This window comes from Micropepsis pineolensis (assembly GCF_055392125.1).
In genome coordinates this window covers 2,834,487-2,852,462 of the sequence record NZ_AP042408.1, presented here as the reverse complement: position 1 = coordinate 2,852,462, position 17,976 = coordinate 2,834,487, and the positions used below count along the sequence as shown (strand labels likewise).

Here is a 17,976-nt window from a genome sequence, read left to right as displayed (position 1 = left end):
GCTTATTTTTTTAGGCGTGTATTTGACTTGTTGTTTTTCGGTGGTGGCAGGGTGCTGCTCTGCGTATTCTTGTTTTACGATACGTCCCGTGACAGAGGATCGGTAAATAGTTTTTTTTCCGTTCATTTTTTCTCGTTTGTGTTTGGTTTTGAGGGTGAAAGTCAATTTATTAGTGTTATATCATTGATGACAACCTTTAAAGCTGTGTGATTGGTAGGGTGCCGTCAGAGCGCAGTAAAATGTCTATATAATTGATTTTAATACATAATTTTTTGCTTGTTAGGTTGTGACCCAGCCAACGTGGGCGATCTGCTGGGGCTCGACGACACCCTTCCGGTTGTCTTTGTGGCTCCGATCCGGTTCCCCATCCTCTGTCTGCCCCGGCTGTCGCTCTGGCCTCCCGCTGAGGCCGCCGCAGGAGACACGCCCAGCAACACAGAGGTGTCGGCAACTGATTCTACCTCCGACACGGCGGTGGCATCGACCGAGGACGCAACGCCCTCGACCTAATCTGGCCTGTTTTGCGATTTTGGGCTCGGCTGTGCACGAATGCGTGGCCGTTTTTTTTATTTTCAATCTAAGGTACGGTTTGGGTGTGTCTTCTTGTGGCGCGTCTAATTTATTAAGTGAGGGAATATGGCTAAAGGAATTTATAAAATTACGGGCGGGTGGGGTAGTCAGGATAGTGCCTTAGTCGAGTACTCTGACGGGACGAAGATGGAAGTCCCTGAAGATAAATATCGGTCACAAGGGCATAATCCGCCCTTTGAGCAGTTACCGGAAAAATAGTGATTCCATAACTGATACAACTGTGGTGAGGAATGTTTCTTCATCATTGGGGTTCCTCGGGGCAGTATAGGTTGCTTCGGGGAACGCCATCGCGGGAATGCTGGTCGTTCAATAGATTAGGAAACCGTTGCTCTATCCGGCTGAGCTACGGGGCCACTTTTAAAATCAATGACTTGCGGCTGCGTGTCGAGAAATTCCAACATTTTCCGAAATCATTTTCCAACTTTTGCTCCGGATTTGTTCCGGCGCGCAAGCCTTTTTTTCTGAATGGATTCTATAAAGCGCCCGTCAGGATAAACATAGTGCTCTGCAGCCGACCGGGTCGAATGGCGGGCCAATCCGCGCAATTCGTCAACCGTGCCGCCCGCAGCCCCACCCTCGGTCTGCACTGTAGTGCGAAAATCCTGCAGTTGTAGTTTTGTCGGTAACCCCGCCGCCTTGCGGATGATCGCATGTTTCTTTTGGAGTGTGCTTTCGTTCCATTCGCCGCCGATCCGGTCATTTGTAAAAAGTGGTGCTTCCGGTGTTTTGGTTGGCTGGCGGGCCAGATATTCGTCCAGGGCTTTCTTGGCTGCGGGAAATAGCGGGATCGGTGCGTCCGTCATGCCAGTCTTGGCGCGGGTCACATCAATTGTACTGCCGTCATAGGCTTTGCGCTTCAGTGTTCTGACGTCGATCGGTGATTGCCCGATGCTGTCGAACACGTGGGCCATAACGGCGATGCTGAACCATCCCATTTCGTGTGCTTTGGCTATGTAGGCGGCAGCTTGTTCGGGTTGCCATATAACGCTGCGCTTGGCTGGCGCTTTCATGGTTACGTCCAGCGCCGGATTGCGCGGTATCCAATCTTCGGATACCGCCCAACTAAGGACTGTGCGTAGGGTGGCAAGGATGTGATAGGCCCACGTTACGCTGACGTCGCGGCGCACGCGCTTATAATAGGTTTTGATCACACGTGGTGACAGTGCCCGCACCATAACGCGGCCGAATTCCATTTCTATCTTATCCAGATAGTAGGTGTAATCGGCACGGGTGCGCGGCTTCAGATCACTGAATTCTTCCGACCGCCGGAATTCCGTAAAAAGTTTGCTAATGCTGCCGGGAAGTGGGCCGTTGTCCCCGCCTTTGCGCGCGCCAATACGTGTGGCATCGGCCAATGCGTTCAATTCAATCGCGCGACTTTTGGCCTTATCATAGTCTGGTCCCAGCGCTTCTGCCGCTAACCCGCAGGCGACAATGGTTGCGCTGGGTTGCCAATAATATCTGACGGTGCCATCGGCGTACCTCTTTGCAACAATATGGCGTATTTTGTCAGTGCCCACGCGCGATCCTCAATGCATCTTCTTCTTCGTCTACTGTGCTGCGGCGATGTACGGCCTGCCGTTTGCCGTGGAACTGGTCAAACCATGTTTCTACTTCTGACAATAGAAATAAACCATCCGGCCCCGGCAAGGGGAAGTTCGGATACTCCATGGGGATTTGGCGTGAAAAATCTGGCCCACGGCGGAACCAAAACGCCGCCACTTCTGTCGGGGTTAAGCGTTTGGCATATGGGGTGAATGTCGAATGCCGCTTCATACTACTTCTCACAGATTTTGCGGGGAATGTGGGACAAAAGTTACTCGTGTTCGTTTCTATCCTCGGCCATTATGCCGGTTTTTGGCGTGGGTCCCAGCCTTTGAACCGCTTACCATCCGGCCCACACACACCGCCGTACCGTCTGGCGTCCTCGCATGTCGGTGCATGGCCGGTCCGCGCACCTGTAACAACGCTGATTTCACGGTCACTGTTTACGAACCAGTTCGTGCAATACATTCCACTCCCACCTGCCGATGGAACGTGGAACGCACAGTTGGCGCATATCGGCGGGGTCGCAGCTTTCGCACTGGTGTCGTTACCGGGTGGCGTAGTGGTGTCTGCTAATGCAACGACCTCGGCGCTGGCTTGTTTCCGGTCCGCGCGTTTCATTACTGCCCGCGCGGTCCAAACAGTTGCCAATCCACAAACCAGCGCGATCCCGTGATGATCTATAAAATCTAACATCACGCACCTGCCTTTGGCGGTTCTGGCAGCGGCATCCAGTGGGTTGGCTTAGACACGCCATCTTCACTTTCATTTATGCCGTCATATGGTTCCCATTCGAAGTCGTTATCTTCTTCGGGTATTAATTCTATTTCTCCATCATCCCTATAAATGAGGATTGCTTCGGCTGTAGGCGCTGTTTCAATTGGCCGCCATTCGCTCATCACGCTGCCTCCGCTTCTGTTTGCGGGCGGCGGACATAGATCAGGTCGAAAGTGTCTTCGGTCTCGGTATGTGCAAACAGCTTCCAGCCATCACCGTCAGTCTGATACGGAAGCAAATGTTGCCGGATCGCTAGCGTATCCCCGGACTGGCGGGAGTGCCGCACCTTGCTGGAAAGGTCTCCGAGAATGCCTAGTTTGACGACCTTTTTCTCAAGGCCGTTTGCCTCAATAACCTGGTCGGCCTGATTATCGGTCAGGCTTAAACACCCTCTCAGATAATACCATATGGCCAGCCCGCGTGTGCCGTCAGGTAACCGCACAAACGTGTCAGGGGCAGGCATGTCCGCCGCCAGAACTTCACCGCTGGCCGGGGGCGACAGCCGTCGGGCGGCTTCGCGCAGCATGGCAACGTGTGTTCTGGTGGCGTCTAATCCGGCCTCGTTGCCGATATATGCTTCTACCGCGCTGGCAAAGGCATCAACCGATTTGCTAAGAGTATCGTTGGGCATTTCACTAATCGTGTTCATTGAACTGGCATCCTTTCGATAAGGTGCAGCAGGGTGATGCCTGCCAGAATGGTGAATGCGGCGGCGGTCATTACCACCTGTCCGAATGGCGTAAGAAGTGCGGGGCGATATCGTCTCATGCCGTCAGTGCCTCTGCGATTATCGCCAGTGCATCCGCCGCAAACCACGCGGTGACCAGCATCACCAACAGCCCGGCGGCATCGAATGCATCGCGTGCGGTAATACCCATCATGGCCGCGCCCCAATTGCTGCGCGGGGCAGGAAATGCCCGGTCATGCGGCCAGATATGCGGCTGATGTTGTTCTGAATGCCTGTTATGTCGTGCAGAAAGCTGCCGTCATCGAACGAAAGAAGGCGCTCGAAATCCATCGGACAGCCGTTTGCGTTCGCGGCGGATAGGTCCATTTCAAGGCTTATTCTGTCGTCGGTGCCGCCTGCGGCCAGATGCAGACGCACGGCGCGGTCCACGCACTGGCGGATTAGGGCGGCTGTAACGGGGGTGCGGGTGAACTTGATCGGGCGGCTCATGCAGCCACCTCGCATAGGGTATCAACGGCAGCGCGCCGAATTTGTGCGGGGGGAGTTGCAGGCATTGTTCTGTCCTCAATTACTGAGGATGAACGGTAATCACGTATCGTGATTATGTCAATCACGAAAGATGATATTGTAAGTCAAAGATGACTGTATATTAATTTCCAGTTTTATACCTGATGCTCACTTCGCGATAAAATGAGACAAATCAATGGGGTAGGTTGATGCAAAATACCCAGTCTGTGATTGTCTAATGCTTTAGGTGCTTATCTGCGCTGCCAAGAGCCAATGACGCGTCCCTGTATGTACGCCTCGTCTAATAGGCGTTCATATGTGTCATAGGCTTTGTTATCTGAAATTATTCGGATTTTGGATGGGTTGGAGTGGGCGACATATTCTATGCGCTTGAGAACAAGCCCAAGGCCGTCCCAAACAACGAAAATACCTGGGGGGCTTGGGACTTTATCATTCAAATTTACAAAGACTTTTTCGCCCGGATTTAATGTGCTCTGCATGGAGTCGCCAACTACTTCAAAGACGACGACGCTTTCTGGTCCTACACCGAAAGTGGCCCGGAATTCTGCCTTTGGGAAAGCGTAGCGATGTAAAATGGTTTCGATTTTGTTATTTTCTGCAACATCCTGCAGCCCGCCAGCGCCAGACAGCGCGCGCACATCATACTCAGGCAAATAAAACATATCGGAACTAACTGCCCCGTCGACGCCAAATGCCAACCATTCTGGCTGTTTGTTCAATATAACGGCAAGCTTTAGTATGGTCGATAAATTGGGCTCGTTTTTACCACTTTCCCAAGCTGCAATAGTGCTTTGGCCTGCATGCGCTTTTTCTGCGAGCTGGCTCTGTGAGAGCTTTGCTTCGGTTCTTGCAGCTGACAGGCGTTGTTGAAAAGTCATGTGTTGAACTATGTAAAATGTAAGGGTTTCCGTCCAATCACCTATCGTGATTGACAATATCACTTAACGTGATTATTTTCCGCTTATGACCCAAGCGGAACGTATTATCAGCAAGTTTAGAACGCAGCGCCAACTGGCAAACATGCTGGGTTGCCAGCAGAGTGCTGTGGCGAATTGGAAAAAACGCGGTTTCATACCTGCGAACCAACAGCCTCGAGTACTTAGCGCAGCTAGACAACTTGGTATCCCGCTCACCCCTGCGGATTTCTTTGATCTCTCTGCAAATTGTGCAGAAGACGCTTTTCCATCTTCGCAAACCTCTGATGAACACGGTGCTGCATGATCGGCGCTGGTTCCTTTCCCCATTTCCCATTGGCTCAGGCGTTTCCCCCTCACGCTTTGAGCCAGTGCCACCGGCGGTGTGGCCCGCACGCCGTGCCGCCGGTGGCCCCAAAATTTCCCCTGACAAGGAGGCCCTTTGATGCCCGCAAAACAACCTAATCGCCCTAGCCGACAAACGCACCTAGAACGGGGTGCCACCGTTCCAGCGTTCAAGCCGATGAAGCCGCGCCCTTATGGTGAATTGAAACATGTGGTGGCGCAGGCCGTGGCCGAGGCCGGTGGCATCGAACAATCCGCCGCATTGCTGCAAACCAGCCCGAAATCTGTCTATAACTACACAGATCCGCGCGATAAAACGAATATCACCATGGAACAGGCCCGCATCCTTACCCGCTTTGGTAAGGCCGCGGCCTTTGCCGAAGAATTCGCCGCGCTGGCCGGTGGCACCTTTGTGCCGGGTGATGGCGGGGCCGGTAAATCCATCTGCGAATACACGCTGATCGCCAACCGCGATGTAACGCACCTTGTCGGCCTGCTAGTGGCGGCGCTGGAAGATGGCCGGATCGACGATGCCGAACGCGCCACGCTGTTGCCGGTGGTCGATACCCTGCACAAGGACATTACATCCCTGCGTAACCGCCTGCGCACCGGCGAACACGCCATGATGGGGGCGCACCATGGATGATGTCATCGAACAGGATGTGCGTGATGGCGGCCTGCGCCTGTATTCCGCCGTGCTGACTGAAGCCGAACGGCTGGCGCGGGAGCAGGGCATCACCATGGCCGAAGCCCTGCGGATCGAGCGTTGTGCCGTGATCTATGCGGCGGAACTAATCGCTGGTCGCCTTGCCAGCGCGGTGGGGTGATGTGCCATGACCAAGCGCTGGATAACCGACCGTAAGAGCCGCGCATCACACAAATACAGCGCCATCCATGTGCAGCTGATGCACGAGGTGGCACAGAAACGCCGTGTGGCCACACAGATCCGCAAAGCGGCAGAGGATGGCAAACAGCTTGCTTTGTTTGTTCATCCCGTCAGCGCGCCCCTTTACGGGCAGAATGCGGGGGCCAAATGAGGATGAGCGGTACAACAGCCGAACGCGGCCCGAACGTTTACGCCATCAGCCGCGACTTTTGGGATGATCCCGAATTCTCCGATGCCGCCTATAGCGACCGCGAGGCATGGCTGTGGCTGATCGGTGCCGCCGCATGGAAGGATCTGCGCACGCGTGGCAGCGCCGGGCCGGTGAGCCTGCGCCGGGGCGAGCTGTCGTTTTCAGTCAGGTTTCTGGCGGAAAAGTGGGGCTGGTCGAAAAGCGCTGTCGACCGCTTCTTTGCCAAGCTCGAAAAGCGGGACACGCTGCGGGACACATCGCGGGACGGCAACAAGGTCTATTTCATCCGCAATTACAATCGGTTTCAGGTTGTCGGTGCGCCCAAGCGGGACAGCAAACGGGACAGTGTGCGGGACGCCACCGGGACAGCAGCGGGACAGCTGCGGGACAAAGAAGAAACAGGGGTAACAGGGATAACAGGGGAAACAGAACTACCTGAAAGATTTGATATGTCCCTACCATTGTCCGATCCGCAGGGCGGACCGGACGCAGGTGGGGCCTTGCCCGGTTCCGGGCAGGAAGAAGCTTCCGCCACCACTGCGCCATCTGTCCAGCCAGTATCCGCAGCCCAGCCTGCAGGTAGCGCCACCGGTCATGCGCCGGACGGGTTCGAGCGGTTCTGGAAACAATCCGAACCGCCCAAGCACGCATCGAAGCTGAAGGCCCGGCAGGCGTGGGTGAAAACCCGCCACACCCGCCCGGCGGATGATGTGCTGATAGCCTGCCACGCGGCGTACCGTGCCTCGGTGGCGGCGGAAAATGCCCGGCGTAAACAGGAACGCCCGCCACGGGCGGCGCAGTGCCTTTGCCACCCCGAAACGTTTCTGCTGGAGCAGCGTTGGGAAGGTTTTGTCGAGGCCGCTACGGCGGCCCCCGTGACCGCAAACGCGGGGCCGGATTGGGGCGCGGATGGTGCCGCGCTGGCCGAACTGATCGGCCCCGGCGCGATGGCAGGCTGGTTTGCCGATGCCACGCTGGACCGGGGCGAGGGCGGGGCGGTGACCATCACGGTCGCCAAAGCCTTCAATGCCCGCTGGATCGAAGAAAAGTTCATGAGCGCGCTGGTGCGTGTGTTTGGCGACGGCGTGCGTGTCGAAGCCAGTCCCAAGGCCCCGGTCGCCTGAAACGCCGCCCGCCATGCGTCAATGGCGGGGGATTGGGCGCTGACACGCCCGAACCCGGCAAGTTGGAACCTTGCCCCGAAAACATCCCCGGTCGGTGCTTCCGGCCCGCCACCCGCGCACGGGCGGCGCATGGGTAAGCAAGAGGTAGTATGAGTGCAAGAGTAACCATCCCCGGCGCACGCCGGGTGGAGAAAATCGGCGATAACCTGCTGATTTTGGGTGATACCCAGAAGGTGATGAAGGGGCTGCAGGGCCGCTTTGATGTGATCGTTTCCGATCCGCCATACGGAATCAATTACAAGCCAGCCAGCACCAACAGCAGCCTGTGGCGTGATGTGAAGGGCATTGTCGGTGACGACAAGCCCTTTGATCCGCAGCACATGCTGGATGCCAAGGTGCCCACCGTTCTGTTCGGGGCCAATAATTTCGCCAGTAAATTACCCGATAGCCGGGGCTGGCTGGTCTGGGATAAGCGCCCAGGTATGCGCCCGATGTGCTTCAGCGATTGCGAGATGGCCTGGTCGTCGCTGGCAAAACCGGCCCGCATGATCCGCTATCTGTGGAGCGGGTCGCTGCGCGGCCCTGAAAGCAAAGATCCGCACTGGCACCCGACCCAGAAGCCCATCGAAGTTATGCGCCAGCTGATCGAATATGCCAGTAAGCCGGGGCAGGTGGTGCTTGATCCCTATATGGGCAGCGGCACCACCGGCGTGGCCGCGCTAAGGGCTGGCAGGCGCTTTATCGGTATCGAGATCGAGGAACGCTGGTTCGCCAACGCCATCCGCCGCATCACCTGCGAGCTGCAACGGTAGCGGCCAGATCCTCACCACAAACGCAAAGCCCGGTCATCACTGGCCGGGCTTTCATATGTTTGGAAATGTCCCTAAGAAGAAGGTTTCTCAATATATGCCTGTGTCCGAAGTGGACCTTCGATGTGCGTTCCTTTTGCTTGTAGGTGTTTAAGAGGATGGGATCGCGCCGATCTGTTGTAGCAAGCTAAGCATATCTGGTTGACCGTATTCTTCAACGAACTTACCGCCGGATATACGGTAGAGGTTCATGGCCTGCACAACAATTTTTTTCCCCGATGGAGAAACGCCGAAGAACTCTCCTTGATGCGTGCCGCGCATAATAAACCGGGCGGCCACTTTATCTCCTTCGGCTACCATTTCTTCCAAGGTCCACTGGATGTCTGGGAACCCTCCGCGCATCATTGCGATGATTGTTAGATAACCGGTCGGGCCGCGCATGGGCTCTGGATTTCCAGGCACATAAAAGATCGCATCATGCGAAATGAGTTCTTCTGCCAATGTTTCGCTGGCCGAGTTGATAAACTCAACAAAACGCTGCATGATCAGTTTATTGGATTCTGACGGCATCGGAATACTCCTTATTATTTATTTGGGGGTTCAACAATATTGTTTAGATGCTCACGAAGTCGTGCGATGTCGGTTTCAATTTCAGGTTCCTTCATCACGTTGTAGCAAGAGAATGATGGTAATATTTCTGCACCGCAGAACTTATAGTTGGCGGTATTGGCTACGAACACATCGTCGACGGTCTTGCCTGCGAACAATGTCTGATCCTTGTCACCAAACGCTTCCTTGGGGGCGTTCCATGTCAGTGATAGCATGTATTTCTTGCCCTGCATCAGTCCGCCCGTACCATATTGCTTGCTCGGATCGCTACGTGTTCTTCCGTCACCCGTCAAAAAGCTTCCCTGGAACATGCCAGCCGTAAAAACCTCGTCAACATATTTCTTGTAAATCCACGGAGCCCCGAACCAGAACACTGGCGATTGCAGGACAATGAAGTCGGCCCAGACGTGGTTCTCTACTTCGGCATCAATGTCGTAGCCTGTCTCAATGTCGGTTTGTCTTACCTCATAGCCGCGCTTCTCCATTTCCTCCTTGATAACGCTGGCGATGGTGCGGTTCAGCCTACCGGAAGAAATGTTTTCATAGAAATAGTGGGCGTTAATCAGCAGTAGGCGTTTCATCATTTCTCCAGTTCATGTGTGAACAGAGATATGGCTCAGAAGGTGAAGAAATCGTTTGCCAAATCTGGGGCTATTTTTGCCTAATTTGACGATATTCAATAAATACGCAAATCCGCTAGCATTAGGTTGTGCTAGGCTTAAATATCCCATAATGGGATGAAATGTACCGAACTTATGGAGATGTGAAATGGAAATCCAAGCGCGGCCGAGCGATTGCGGGCTTGCTCGCGTAGTTGGCAACATTGCACAAACCGATGGAGATTACAGCACGCAGATCCCTGCGTTGACGCTGTACCGTCGCAGTTCGGCAACCGCTCCGATGCCATGCGTCTATGGTTTGGGCCTTGGATTGGCTGTGCAGGGCGGCAAGCGTGTTACGTTAGGCGATGAGGTCTTCGACTATGGTGCTGGTCAATCCCATATTACGACCGTGAGCCTGCCCGTGGTGTCTTATGTCACGTGTGCCAGCTCCACCGAACCTTACTTGGGCGTAAGGCTGGAACTTGACGCGCGCGCCATTACGCAGCTGGCCGCCGAGATGACGTTTGCAACACCGCTCCAGACTTCGTCAACGCGAGCAATGGCTGTCGTGACACTGGATGAAGGTTTAAAGGACGCGCTTACCCGGTTAATCCGGCTGCTGGCCGAACCACATCTAATCCCTCATTTGGCCCCCTTGATCCAGCAAGAGATAACTGTTCGGTTGCTGAATGGGGAGCATGGCCCCAATCTTCGTCGTCTTGTTGCTGCTGGATCACCGAGTCAGCAGATTGCTAAGGTGATTTCTTGGCTGAAGCGGCACTATACGGAAAATGTACCGATGGACGATCTTGCGACCCGTGCCCACATGAGCCCGTCAACTTTTCGGCAGCATTTCCGGGCTGTGGCTGGTATGAGCCCATTGCAGTATTTGAAGAATCTGCGTTTGCAGGATGCGCGACAGCTGATGCTCAACCAAAACCTTGATGCGGGAAGCGCGGCAGTGCGCGTTGGGTATGAAAGCGCATCCCAGTTCAGTCGGGAATACAGCCGGCTATTTGGAGAGCCTCCCAATCGAGACATAAAACGAATGCGGGAAACAACCTAATCCATCATCAGAAAGTCCTAAGCCTGTTCGTTCAGCATGGCGGACAGGGCCGCCCGCGTCACGCCCAGCGCTTGTGTACGCCGATGCGGATAGAAGCAGTCAGTAGCCAATTTCGTTTGGGCGAGTTTTGGCATGAGTGTACCTTGAGTAAAACATTACAGAATATAATCAAAGCGTTGCCAATAGATCGGCAGAAGAAAGTTAGTGCCCGTTATAGGGTACTTGCTGCCGAGGTTGCACTGTCTGATGAAGCATTGTTTGACCATGCCATGGCGGAAGGTGATGGCGCCGCTGTCGAGGCCCTTGGCATCACGCCGGATGATCTGAGCTAAAACTTAGCAGGGCAAATAAAGTGCGCGGACTTTCTCTAGCATTCATCACCCATCTGGGGAATTGGCGGCGTTTTTTCCATGACGTTTTGAACAAGTTCATTTTGGATATTTTCGTCCATGTTCTGGTAGAGAACGAAAAGACCGCAATCAATTATGGCTGTTAATACCTCAGAACGGTTCCAACCAGCTAGCTCTGCAATCGCATTGATGTGATTGAGCGGGTGGGTGTCTATCCGCATAGATATCGGGTCACCGCCAGCTTTAGGCCGGGCTGTACTCTTCCCGTTATTCTCCAAAGAATTTTTAAGTGTAACCCAGTAGGCCGGACCACTGAAAGGATTCTCTCGATTAGGCATCGGTGTCTCTGTGAATGACGATTTACAATACATTGTGTATTCTAAATATCGCCATGTGTAAACGTACGTTTTGCATTCATCCCCGCCCGGCGCAATCTCTCCGGCGGGGTGACGGGCAAATGGACGGTGGGGTTGGGCATCAGGGATGGGTGCACGGTTCTGATGGCGGTCATGGCGACGACGAAGACATGGCCGCATTCCAGATCATTGGCGCAGGCGTAATAGACCTCGCGGTATGTGTCGGCGGTTTTGCCGCCCACGCGGGCGTAGGCTTTGGCCCCGCAATGCGGGCATGTGATATAGGGCAGGCGGCGGGCTTCACGGCTCATCAGGTATGGCTCCAGTCAGGGGTAACAGGACTGAGGCGATGCCCGCACGCACCACTTCGCATTCACAAATCACATCGCTTGCAGCATAGCGTAAACGGCTGCTTTCTTTAAAGGGTATTCCGATCCGGCGCGCATATCTCATGGCGCGGTTTCCAGCTTTAAGGCCGTGGTAAATCCGCTCTGATCAAGCCGGTGATCAACCCCGGTAATCAGCCAGCTTTGCGCGTTGATCGCATCCTTAAAGCCGGTCAGGGTTACACGCTGTTCAGGCGCGGCATCCGCCCGGCCCAGAGCTAGCCCCAGATCCATCGTGGCGGGCATACGTTTAAGCCGCGCCCGTTCGGCTTCCGCCGCCTGTTTGGCGTCAAGCTCGGTTGCGTAGACTTTGCGCAGGCGCTTTGATCCGACCTTCTCGCCGGATGTCACGGTCTTGCGCTTGGCAGCCCCGTTATCGTGCCAGCTGGCGGTCACACCGGCGTAATCGGTGCGGGTCTGCCGGGTCCAGCTATGGCGGTCGCCATCGGCGCGCGCGATGGTGAGGTTGGGTAAGGTTTTGCCGCTGGCGGTGGCCCCAGCGCCCTTGCGGGCAAAGATCAGGCAACCTGCCTTGATGGTGGCCACGGCATCATAGCGGTCCCCAAGAGATTTTAAGAAGGCGATGTCACTTTGGCGGCTCTGGGTCAGGCTCGCCACGGGAATAGCCGCCAGATCGCCGCCCACGCGAAGGCTAAGGCCGCACCGCCCGGCAATCTCGCGCAAGATGGTATCCAGCGTCACGCCCTGCCAGTTTTGTTCCCGCCGCTGGCGGATGTCGGCGGTAAAATCGGCGCTGCGGGCTTTAAGGCTGATCACATCGGGCGGGCCGCTGTGGCTGATCTCGTCGACCTTGAATGTGCCCTTGTGGATCAGGCCGGGGGTGACGCCCGTTCCCTGTTTCCAGCCCAGCGATACCGCCAAGACGGCGCCGGGGGCGGGGATCGCCAGCCTGCCGTCACTGTCATCGAGCTGGATGTCGAGCTGGTCGGCTTCCCCGCCGCGCTGTTCACTGATCGACAGGCTGATCAGGCGCGGGCGGATCTTGCCGGTTAAGTCTTTGCCATCCAGCGTGACGATATAATCCGGGATGTTGTTCACGGTGCCGCTCATGCCGCCGCCCCGCTGCTGTCGCTGGTATCATTGGCATCATCATCGACACGCAACAGATCAATGGCAAAGTCGATGGCGCGCGGGCTGCCATCTTCCATCAGGGCGGCGTGGCGTTCGTCGATGCCTTCAATGACGAAGCTGCCGACCACGCTGCCATCACCGGTAATCAGCAAATACGCATCCCCCGCCGCTGCCATATCGCGTAAATCATCAAGGCTTGCCCGACCGTCGCAGATCTCGGCATAGACCGTGCCGGAAAGATTGATGGTTTCGTCACCGGGGCCGACAAACTGGGTGGCATCGCGTGCGCCCACCCGCGTGCTGCGGGCGTGGCGCCAGTTCGCACGGCGCTGCAGCTCGTGAAACGCCAGCGTGTCGATGGCAAAGATAAACATCCCGAGCGAGCAAAGCTGCATGGTCAGTCGTCCTTAAAGGCGCGGGCGGCCTGGTCGCGGTGCAGACTGTCGATGGCCTCGCGTACCGCTTTGGCGATGTCCTGCGCCTTATCGCTGCCCGCATGGATGGTGATGTGATAGCTCGGGCCACTGCCGCCTTGCGCCGCTGTGGTGGCCCCTTGGGCGGTTCCGGCACCGCCGACCGCCGCCGGGGCCGGGGCGACCGCTATGCTGGCCGCTGTGGCCCCTGCGGCCACGGCACGGGTCAGGCGGCTGGAAAGGGTCCCGACGCGTTTTAAGGGGCCACCCGCACCACCGGCGATGCCCTGATCCAGCCCGGTCATCATATGCCCGCCAATAGCCGCGAACACCCGGCTGGGCGAGTGAATGCCGAGGGCTTTGCGGATCGGCTCCGGGATCAGGTTTGCCAGTTCGGCAAGCTTGCCCATCAGCCAGGCTTTGGCGCTGGTGATGCCGCCCCAGATGCCCTGCACGATATTGACGCCCACTTGTCCCATCATGGCGGGCACGCGCTGGGTTAAGAACATCACCCCGCTGGTAAAGATGCCGGTGATCTTGTTCCACACCCCGGCAAGCCACGGCCCGATGGTGCCCCAGTTGCGATAGATGAGATACACCGCCGCCGCGATCAGCACCACGGCGGTCAGGATCGGGTTGGCCATCATGGCCGCACCGGCCATGCGCAGGCCCGATACCAGTACTTTAAACCCGCCGCCAATCATGCCGAACAGGGGCTGCAGCTTTGAAAGCCCAAAGGCAATCCCGGCCCAGCCATACATCGCCGCGCCTGCGGCAATGCCGATGCCGCCCAGCACCACCAGAAGGCCGGTCACTGCCGCTGTGGTGAGGATGATGGCTTTGGCCAGAACCGGATGGCGGTTTGTCCATGCTGCAAGTTTGGTGGCCACGGCCCCGATCTTCTCGGCAAGCATGGCGATGGTGGGCAGTAACTGCGCGCCGACGGCAATGCCAAGGTTCTTAACCGCAATCTCGCCCGCCTTGGTTCTTTCCTGCGCATCTTTCATGCGTTCGGCAAAGTCTTTGTCGGTGGTGCCATTGGCGGCGAAAGCTTTGGCGCGGATCTTCCGAAACTCGTCCATATGCTGCATCAGCGGGCGCAGGGCCGCCTGCACCTGCATGTCGTTGAAGAGATAGCTAAGCTTATCCATCTTGCCGCCAAGGGCCTTCTGGGATAGCTCGGCAATCGCCTCAATCGGGGTTTTGCCTTCGGCGGCGGCTTTCTTCAGCGCCTTGGGAAGATCAATGCCGAACCTGGCAAAGTTCTGCACCGTCTCACGCGAATTGATCTTGTTGATCAGGTTCTGGACGTTGTTGGCGCCTTCGGCCGCATTGCCTGCGCCCTTGGTGGCGATTTCGAGGGCTGCGGTAAGATCGGCCACGGCCCCGACACCCTTTTGCCCCATGGCGGAATAGCCTGCCGACAGGGCCGGGAAGAACTGCGCCATATCCTTTAGCTCGAACGATCCTTCCTTGCCACCTTGTGCCATCACATCAAGGGCTTTACCGACCTGATCAATCGGGACTTTCAGGTTATCGAACACCGCAAAGCTCGCCGAGGACAGATCGGCAATCTCGGCTTTGTAGGCCGTGGCGGCTTTGCCGATGGGAGCCATCATTTTGGCGGCGATACTGGCATCGAGCCCCTTGCCGGTCAGGGTGTCCATGCCGTCCTGGATCTGGTCGGCATACTGGTTGGTGTTCTTGGCAATCACCAGAAGCTGATCGCCCAGCTTTTTGGCCGCCGCGCGCGACATGTCCGACTTCTGGGCGATGTCGGTCATCTTGGATTCGTATTCGGAAGAAGCGTCGATGGCGGCCTTTAACGGCAGGGCCATGGCCACACCGGCGCCCAGTGTTGCCGCCCCTGATGTGCCGACCTTCTGGGCGGTGGCGGCGCGCTGGTCAAAGCTGCGCTTTGCTGTCGCCAGCCGGTCATAACGGGCCTGTTGCTCACGCAGCGCGGCGGATGTGGTCGCAACCCGTGCGGCAAGCTCAGCCTCATGGGCGGCGAGCCTGGTCGTGTCGATGCCGGCTTGCCTCATCTCGGTTTGCAACCGGGACAGGCTGCCGGTCTGGGCTTCGGTCAGGGTTTCCAGCCGGGTGACGGCCAGTGCGGCCTTGTCATATTCGCGCTGCAGCTTCCTGGTGGGCTCGGTGGTGGCCGCAAGGGCGGCTTTAAGTTCCAGCTGTTTGGCCCGCGCGGCGTCCAGCTTGGCGGCCTGTTCGGCGAGCGCCGATTGCTGGCGGTGGAAGCCGTCGATCTTCTTTTGCTGATCTTCCAGCGCACGAAGCTGGGCGGTGGTTTCTTTCAAGGCTTTGGCCGCGCGCGAAGATCCGCCCACGATGTCCTTTAAGGGCCCCGACACTTTGTCGAGCGCGTCCAGAACCAACCTTAAGCGCATCTCGCTTGCAGCCATGTTTTACCCGTTCATACGTTTGAAGCGATCAATTGCGTGTTTTTGCCAGTTGATCAGATCGGCGATGGTCATGGCGTCCATCTCAGATGGTGGCCAGTGAAACACCGCCGCAATGTCGGCGAAGGCGTCCTCTATGCGCGCGGGTAATCCGCCATCACCGATCTCTGCAGCAAAAAACTTCCCGCCTCATTCGACAGCGCGGTCAGATCCTCAAGCCGCATGTCTTCCAGCTCCTTCGGGGTCAGTGAGGGCGTGGTGATGCGCGGCAAAAGGTTCAGCATGGCATTGACCTCAAGCCGGGCCAGGTCGGCAATCGACAGCCCGCGCAGCTCGCCCGCCCTGGGGCGGCGAAGGGCAATGGTGCGGATCTCGGTCTCGCCACGCATGATCGGGGTGTCGAGGGGGACGGTACGCATGTCGCCGGTAGCGGGGGTGGCTTCAGGGGCTTCAGAATGTTTGGTCATGGGATAGGTCTTTCAAAAGATGTTAAAGGTCAGGCAGATTGGTGGGGGGCCACTCAGAACAGGCCGAGGGCGGTGCGGATGGCTTCGAGCCGGTCGACGCCGTTCACCAGTTCGACCATGTTCAGCGGATCAATCTCGATCACGGTGGCGCCGTTGCGGTCGAGGCGGTAATAGCCCAGCGGCATCTTGATCTTAAAATCGCTCTTCTCGCCGGGCTTGGCACCGCCAAAGTCGATTTCTTCAAAGCGGCCACGCACGATGACCTCGACCACGTCGATGGCGCCGGTATCATCATTCTGCCAGTTGCCGACAAAGCGCATATAGACGCCGGTGACCGATGTGGAGCCATACTGGCTGATGATGTCGAACATCGGCCCGCCGAAGGTGGCTTCCAGCTCCAGCACATCGCCGCCCATGTCGAGCTTGACCGGGCGGCTCATGCCGCCGCCCTTCCATTCTTCCATCTTGCGGGCAAGCTTGGGCAGGGTGACCTCGGACACCTCGCCAACATAGGCGGCGCCTTCGTTGAACAGCGCCATGGATCTTAAAATACGGGGTAAAGCCATGTTGTGCTTCCTTTAAGCGTAAAATGGGGATCAGGCCGATGTGGTGGTGTTGGACGATGTGCTCGACGACAGCTTGCTGGCAAAGTCGGCCAGATAACTGTCGGTGATGCGCTGATTAAAGCCGAGATCTTCTAAGGGCGGCGGCACGGTAAAGTCATAGTCGATACGCAGCTTGCCGACTTTGAGGCTGGCCGTGCTGTTATTGGTGGCGCTGTACCAGCACTTGCCGCCAAGGATGACGCCTTGGGTTTTAAGGCTGTTCAGGTATCCGTTGATGGTCTCGACAATATCTTTGACCAGGGCAGGGGTAAGGGGCTTATCCATCGCCCATTCCATGCCGAGGCCCACGGTGTCGGCCACAAGCTGCGCCACCCGCACGGTGCTTTCGAACACATAAACGCCGGTATCATCGCAGGACCGGTTACCCCAGAAGCGAAAGCCGGACGAGGTGCGCACCAGGGCGGTGACCTCACTGGCGTTTAAAAGGTTCGCTTCGGTGTCGGCGTTCTGCAAATCCCACTGCACATCCTTTGTGAGCCCCGTCACGCCATCGACCACGACATTGGAAAGGGTTTTGTGCGGGCCGGTGCTTTCGTCGATCTGGGCGCGCAGGCCCAGCGCACGGGCCACGCCCCAGCTGGTGATGGTGGCCTCGGTATCCGTGTCATAGGCCAAGAAGTCTGGCCAGATCAGCATCAGCTCGCGCGCGGCAAAGGCTTTGCGATAGGCGATGGCCTCGGCCACCGTGGCCCCTTGGGCTGCGCCATAGACAAAACCGCGAAGGCGCTTGGCGACCACGATGAAGGCGGTGAGCACCTCTTTGGTGTCGATGCCTGGCGCGCCCAGGATCTTCGGCCGGACGCCAAGCTGGGCTTCCGCGGCCAGCAAGGCTTGCATGCCGGTCTTGGTGCCATCGACATTGGTGCCGATGACCTTGGCGGTCTGATCGGCGGTAATCGCCTCGGCATCCGCGCCGGTGCCTTCTTCCACACGCACCACGACAATGACCGGCTGGGCCTCGTCGGCGATGGCCTGCAGGGCTTTTTTAAGCGTGCCGGTGGTGCCCGCCTTGCCGATGGCGGCATCAATGTCAGTGACGAGCGCCGGGCGGTTGAGCGGGAAGACGGTTGCATCGGCATCGGTGCCGGTGGCGATCAGGCCGATGATGGCGGTTGATACCGACGACAGCGTGCGGCTGCCGTCGCTGACTTCGGTGACTGTAATGCCGTGTTTAAATGCCATAGGGCTTGGGCTC

General features: G+C 57.1%; 25 protein-coding genes. 8 read left to right on the top strand and 17 right to left on the bottom strand.

All coding sequences use genetic code 11. The features are described 5' to 3' along the window. Positions 1-1,001: 1,001 nt before the first annotated feature. The 6 genes from ACZ5RI_RS12675 to ACZ5RI_RS12650 form a co-directional block, all read right to left on the bottom strand. Positions 1,002-2,111 (bottom strand): site-specific integrase, encoded by a 1,110-nt coding sequence (locus tag ACZ5RI_RS12675; protein ID WP_464513577.1) that lies wholly within the window; start codon positions 2,109-2,111, stop codon positions 1,002-1,004. Further along, positions 2,101-2,367 (bottom strand): hypothetical protein, encoded by a 267-nt coding sequence (locus tag ACZ5RI_RS12670; protein WP_464513576.1) that lies wholly within the window; start codon positions 2,365-2,367, stop codon positions 2,101-2,103. Before ACZ5RI_RS12670 ends, ACZ5RI_RS12675 begins: the two co-directional genes overlap by 11 nt. A 464-nt stretch (positions 2,368-2,831) precedes the next feature. Continuing rightward, entirely contained in the window at positions 2,832-3,035 is a 204-nt protein-coding gene (locus ACZ5RI_RS12665; protein WP_464513575.1) for a DUF551 domain-containing protein, read from the bottom strand. After that, positions 3,035-3,562 (bottom strand): hypothetical protein, encoded by a 528-nt coding sequence (locus ACZ5RI_RS12660; RefSeq protein WP_464513574.1) that lies wholly within the window; start codon positions 3,560-3,562, stop codon positions 3,035-3,037. Before ACZ5RI_RS12660 ends, ACZ5RI_RS12665 begins: the two co-directional genes overlap by 1 nt. A 228-nt stretch (positions 3,563-3,790) precedes the next feature. Further along, a complete protein-coding gene (locus ACZ5RI_RS12655; RefSeq protein WP_464513573.1) occupies positions 3,791-4,090 on the bottom strand; it encodes a DUF6874 family protein in 300 nt (99 codons plus the stop codon). A 269-nt stretch (positions 4,091-4,359) separates the two neighbouring features. Further along, positions 4,360-5,007: a helix-turn-helix domain-containing protein gene (locus tag ACZ5RI_RS12650; protein ID WP_464513572.1), complete on the bottom strand. Its 648-nt coding sequence runs from the start codon at positions 5,005-5,007 to the stop codon at positions 4,360-4,362. A gap of 85 nt (positions 5,008-5,092) precedes the next feature. On the opposite strand from ACZ5RI_RS12650, the gene ACZ5RI_RS12645 reads away from it, so the two are divergent. From ACZ5RI_RS12645 to ACZ5RI_RS12620, 6 genes are all read left to right on the top strand, one after another. After that, the gene (locus ACZ5RI_RS12645) at positions 5,093-5,350 is read left to right on the top strand and encodes a carph-isopro domain-containing protein (RefSeq protein ID WP_464513571.1); all 258 of its coding nucleotides are present in this window, start codon (positions 5,093-5,095) and stop codon (positions 5,348-5,350) included. 216 nt (positions 5,351-5,566) lie between these two features. Beyond that, positions 5,567-6,034: a phage regulatory CII family protein gene (locus tag ACZ5RI_RS12640; protein WP_464513570.1), complete on the top strand. Its 468-nt coding sequence runs from the start codon at positions 5,567-5,569 to the stop codon at positions 6,032-6,034. Further along, the gene (locus tag ACZ5RI_RS12635; protein ID WP_464513568.1) at positions 6,027-6,215 is read left to right on the top strand and encodes a hypothetical protein; all 189 of its coding nucleotides are present in this window, start codon (positions 6,027-6,029) and stop codon (positions 6,213-6,215) included. The genes ACZ5RI_RS12640 and ACZ5RI_RS12635 overlap by 8 nt, the downstream gene beginning before the upstream one ends. A 6-nt stretch (positions 6,216-6,221) precedes the next feature. Then, positions 6,222-6,425 carry a hypothetical protein gene (locus ACZ5RI_RS12630; RefSeq protein ID WP_464513567.1) on the top strand — a complete coding sequence of 68 codons (204 nt, stop codon included), beginning with the start codon at positions 6,222-6,224 and terminating at the stop codon, positions 6,423-6,425. Positions 6,426-6,427: 2 nt separating this feature from the next. Beyond that, a complete protein-coding gene (locus ACZ5RI_RS12625) occupies positions 6,428-7,588 on the top strand; it encodes a hypothetical protein (protein WP_464513566.1) in 1,161 nt (386 codons plus the stop codon). Between the two features lie 149 nt (positions 7,589-7,737). Beyond that, positions 7,738-8,400: a DNA-methyltransferase gene (locus tag ACZ5RI_RS12620; RefSeq protein ID WP_464513565.1), complete on the top strand. Its 663-nt coding sequence runs from the start codon at positions 7,738-7,740 to the stop codon at positions 8,398-8,400. 147 nt (positions 8,401-8,547) lie between these two features. Here the strand turns inward: ACZ5RI_RS12620 and ACZ5RI_RS12615 are convergent, their stop codons facing one another. Together ACZ5RI_RS12615 and ACZ5RI_RS12610 are read right to left on the bottom strand one after the other, a co-directional pair. Further along, positions 8,548-8,967 carry an ester cyclase gene (locus ACZ5RI_RS12615; RefSeq protein WP_464513564.1) on the bottom strand — a complete coding sequence of 140 codons (420 nt, stop codon included), beginning with the start codon at positions 8,965-8,967 and terminating at the stop codon, positions 8,548-8,550. Between the two features lie 14 nt (positions 8,968-8,981). Next, entirely contained in the window at positions 8,982-9,587 is a 606-nt protein-coding gene (locus tag ACZ5RI_RS12610; protein ID WP_464515601.1) for an NAD(P)H-dependent oxidoreductase, read from the bottom strand. 187 nt (positions 9,588-9,774) lie between these two features. Between ACZ5RI_RS12610 and ACZ5RI_RS12605 the strand changes: the two genes are divergently transcribed. Together ACZ5RI_RS12605 and ACZ5RI_RS12600 are read left to right on the top strand one after the other, a co-directional pair. Next, positions 9,775-10,674, top strand: coding sequence for an AraC family transcriptional regulator (locus ACZ5RI_RS12605; protein WP_464513563.1), 900 nt, complete (start codon positions 9,775-9,777; stop codon positions 10,672-10,674). Between the two features lie 143 nt (positions 10,675-10,817). After that, positions 10,818-11,006 (top strand): hypothetical protein, encoded by a 189-nt coding sequence (locus ACZ5RI_RS12600; protein WP_464513562.1) that lies wholly within the window; start codon positions 10,818-10,820, stop codon positions 11,004-11,006. 35 nt (positions 11,007-11,041) lie between these two features. On the opposite strand, the gene ACZ5RI_RS12595 is transcribed toward ACZ5RI_RS12600, so the two are convergent. The 9 genes from ACZ5RI_RS12595 to ACZ5RI_RS12555 all read right to left on the bottom strand — a co-directional run bounded on the left by ACZ5RI_RS12595 (position 11,042) and on the right by ACZ5RI_RS12555 (position 17,963). Next, the gene (locus tag ACZ5RI_RS12595) at positions 11,042-11,362 is read right to left on the bottom strand and encodes a hypothetical protein (protein ID WP_464513561.1); all 321 of its coding nucleotides are present in this window, start codon (positions 11,360-11,362) and stop codon (positions 11,042-11,044) included. Positions 11,363-11,403: 41 nt separating this feature from the next. Beyond that, complete coding sequence (locus ACZ5RI_RS12590; RefSeq protein ID WP_464513560.1) at positions 11,404-11,691, bottom strand: ogr/Delta-like zinc finger family protein; 288 nt, start codon at positions 11,689-11,691, stop codon at positions 11,404-11,406. Between the two features lie 138 nt (positions 11,692-11,829). Next, the gene (locus tag ACZ5RI_RS12585) at positions 11,830-12,837 is read right to left on the bottom strand and encodes a contractile injection system protein, VgrG/Pvc8 family (RefSeq protein WP_464513559.1); all 1,008 of its coding nucleotides are present in this window, start codon (positions 12,835-12,837) and stop codon (positions 11,830-11,832) included. Continuing rightward, entirely contained in the window at positions 12,834-13,253 is a 420-nt protein-coding gene (locus ACZ5RI_RS12580) for a phage tail protein (RefSeq protein ID WP_464513558.1), read from the bottom strand. Before ACZ5RI_RS12580 ends, ACZ5RI_RS12585 begins: the two co-directional genes overlap by 4 nt. Before the next feature lie 2 nt (positions 13,254-13,255). Next, positions 13,256-15,691 (bottom strand): phage tail tape measure protein, encoded by a 2,436-nt coding sequence (locus tag ACZ5RI_RS12575; protein ID WP_464513557.1) that lies wholly within the window; start codon positions 15,689-15,691, stop codon positions 13,256-13,258. A 3-nt stretch (positions 15,692-15,694) separates the two neighbouring features. Next, positions 15,695-15,763: a hypothetical protein gene (locus ACZ5RI_RS12570; RefSeq protein WP_464515600.1), complete on the bottom strand. Its 69-nt coding sequence runs from the start codon at positions 15,761-15,763 to the stop codon at positions 15,695-15,697. Positions 15,764-15,822: 59 nt separating this feature from the next. Then, a complete protein-coding gene (locus ACZ5RI_RS12565) occupies positions 15,823-16,155 on the bottom strand; it encodes a phage tail assembly protein (protein ID WP_464513556.1) in 333 nt (110 codons plus the stop codon). Between the two features lie 53 nt (positions 16,156-16,208). After that, positions 16,209-16,721 (bottom strand): phage major tail tube protein, encoded by a 513-nt coding sequence (locus ACZ5RI_RS12560; protein ID WP_464513555.1) that lies wholly within the window; start codon positions 16,719-16,721, stop codon positions 16,209-16,211. A 30-nt stretch (positions 16,722-16,751) separates the two neighbouring features. Continuing rightward, the gene (locus ACZ5RI_RS12555) at positions 16,752-17,963 is read right to left on the bottom strand and encodes a phage tail sheath subtilisin-like domain-containing protein (RefSeq protein ID WP_464513554.1); all 1,212 of its coding nucleotides are present in this window, start codon (positions 17,961-17,963) and stop codon (positions 16,752-16,754) included. Positions 17,964-17,976: the final 13 nt, after the last annotated feature.

Bases quoted from the DNA above. Each gene is read 5' to 3' on its own strand.
- ACZ5RI_RS12560 (WP_464513555.1), bottom strand. From the start codon at position 16,721: ATGGCTTTACCCCGTATTTTAAGATCCATGGCGCTGTTCAACGAAGGC.
- ACZ5RI_RS12595 (WP_464513561.1), bottom strand. From the start codon at position 11,362: ATGCCTAATCGAGAGAATCCTTTCAGTGGTCCGGCCTACTGGGTTACA.
- ACZ5RI_RS12665 (WP_464513575.1), bottom strand. From the start codon at position 3,035: ATGAGCGAATGGCGGCCAATTGAAACAGCGCCTACAGCCGAAGCAATC.
- ACZ5RI_RS12610 (WP_464515601.1), bottom strand. From the start codon at position 9,587: ATGAAACGCCTACTGCTGATTAACGCCCACTATTTCTATGAAAACATT.
- ACZ5RI_RS12615 (WP_464513564.1), bottom strand. From the start codon at position 8,967: ATGCCGTCAGAATCCAATAAACTGATCATGCAGCGTTTTGTTGAGTTT.
- ACZ5RI_RS12670 (WP_464513576.1), bottom strand. From the start codon at position 2,367: ATGAAGCGGCATTCGACATTCACCCCATATGCCAAACGCTTAACCCCG.
- ACZ5RI_RS12650 (WP_464513572.1), bottom strand. From the start codon at position 5,007: ATGACTTTTCAACAACGCCTGTCAGCTGCAAGAACCGAAGCAAAGCTC.
- ACZ5RI_RS12620 (WP_464513565.1), top strand. From the start codon at position 7,738: ATGAGTGCAAGAGTAACCATCCCCGGCGCACGCCGGGTGGAGAAAATC.
- ACZ5RI_RS12655 (WP_464513573.1), bottom strand. From the start codon at position 4,090: ATGAGCCGCCCGATCAAGTTCACCCGCACCCCCGTTACAGCCGCCCTA.
- ACZ5RI_RS12635 (WP_464513568.1), top strand. From the start codon at position 6,027: ATGGATGATGTCATCGAACAGGATGTGCGTGATGGCGGCCTGCGCCTG.
- ACZ5RI_RS12565 (WP_464513556.1), bottom strand. From the start codon at position 16,155: ATGACCAAACATTCTGAAGCCCCTGAAGCCACCCCCGCTACCGGCGAC.
- ACZ5RI_RS12660 (WP_464513574.1), bottom strand. From the start codon at position 3,562: ATGAACACGATTAGTGAAATGCCCAACGATACTCTTAGCAAATCGGTT.
- ACZ5RI_RS12630 (WP_464513567.1), top strand. From the start codon at position 6,222: ATGACCAAGCGCTGGATAACCGACCGTAAGAGCCGCGCATCACACAAA.
- ACZ5RI_RS12585 (WP_464513559.1), bottom strand. From the start codon at position 12,837: ATGAGCGGCACCGTGAACAACATCCCGGATTATATCGTCACGCTGGAT.
- ACZ5RI_RS12605 (WP_464513563.1), top strand. From the start codon at position 9,775: ATGGAAATCCAAGCGCGGCCGAGCGATTGCGGGCTTGCTCGCGTAGTT.
- ACZ5RI_RS12580 (WP_464513558.1), bottom strand. From the start codon at position 13,253: ATGCAGCTTTGCTCGCTCGGGATGTTTATCTTTGCCATCGACACGCTG.
- ACZ5RI_RS12645 (WP_464513571.1), top strand. From the start codon at position 5,093: ATGACCCAAGCGGAACGTATTATCAGCAAGTTTAGAACGCAGCGCCAA.
- ACZ5RI_RS12590 (WP_464513560.1), bottom strand. From the start codon at position 11,691: ATGAGCCGTGAAGCCCGCCGCCTGCCCTATATCACATGCCCGCATTGC.
- ACZ5RI_RS12575 (WP_464513557.1), bottom strand. From the start codon at position 15,691: ATGGCTGCAAGCGAGATGCGCTTAAGGTTGGTTCTGGACGCGCTCGAC.
- ACZ5RI_RS12555 (WP_464513554.1), bottom strand. From the start codon at position 17,963: ATGGCATTTAAACACGGCATTACAGTCACCGAAGTCAGCGACGGCAGC.
- ACZ5RI_RS12625 (WP_464513566.1), top strand. From the start codon at position 6,428: ATGAGCGGTACAACAGCCGAACGCGGCCCGAACGTTTACGCCATCAGC.
- ACZ5RI_RS12640 (WP_464513570.1), top strand. From the start codon at position 5,567: ATGAAGCCGCGCCCTTATGGTGAATTGAAACATGTGGTGGCGCAGGCC.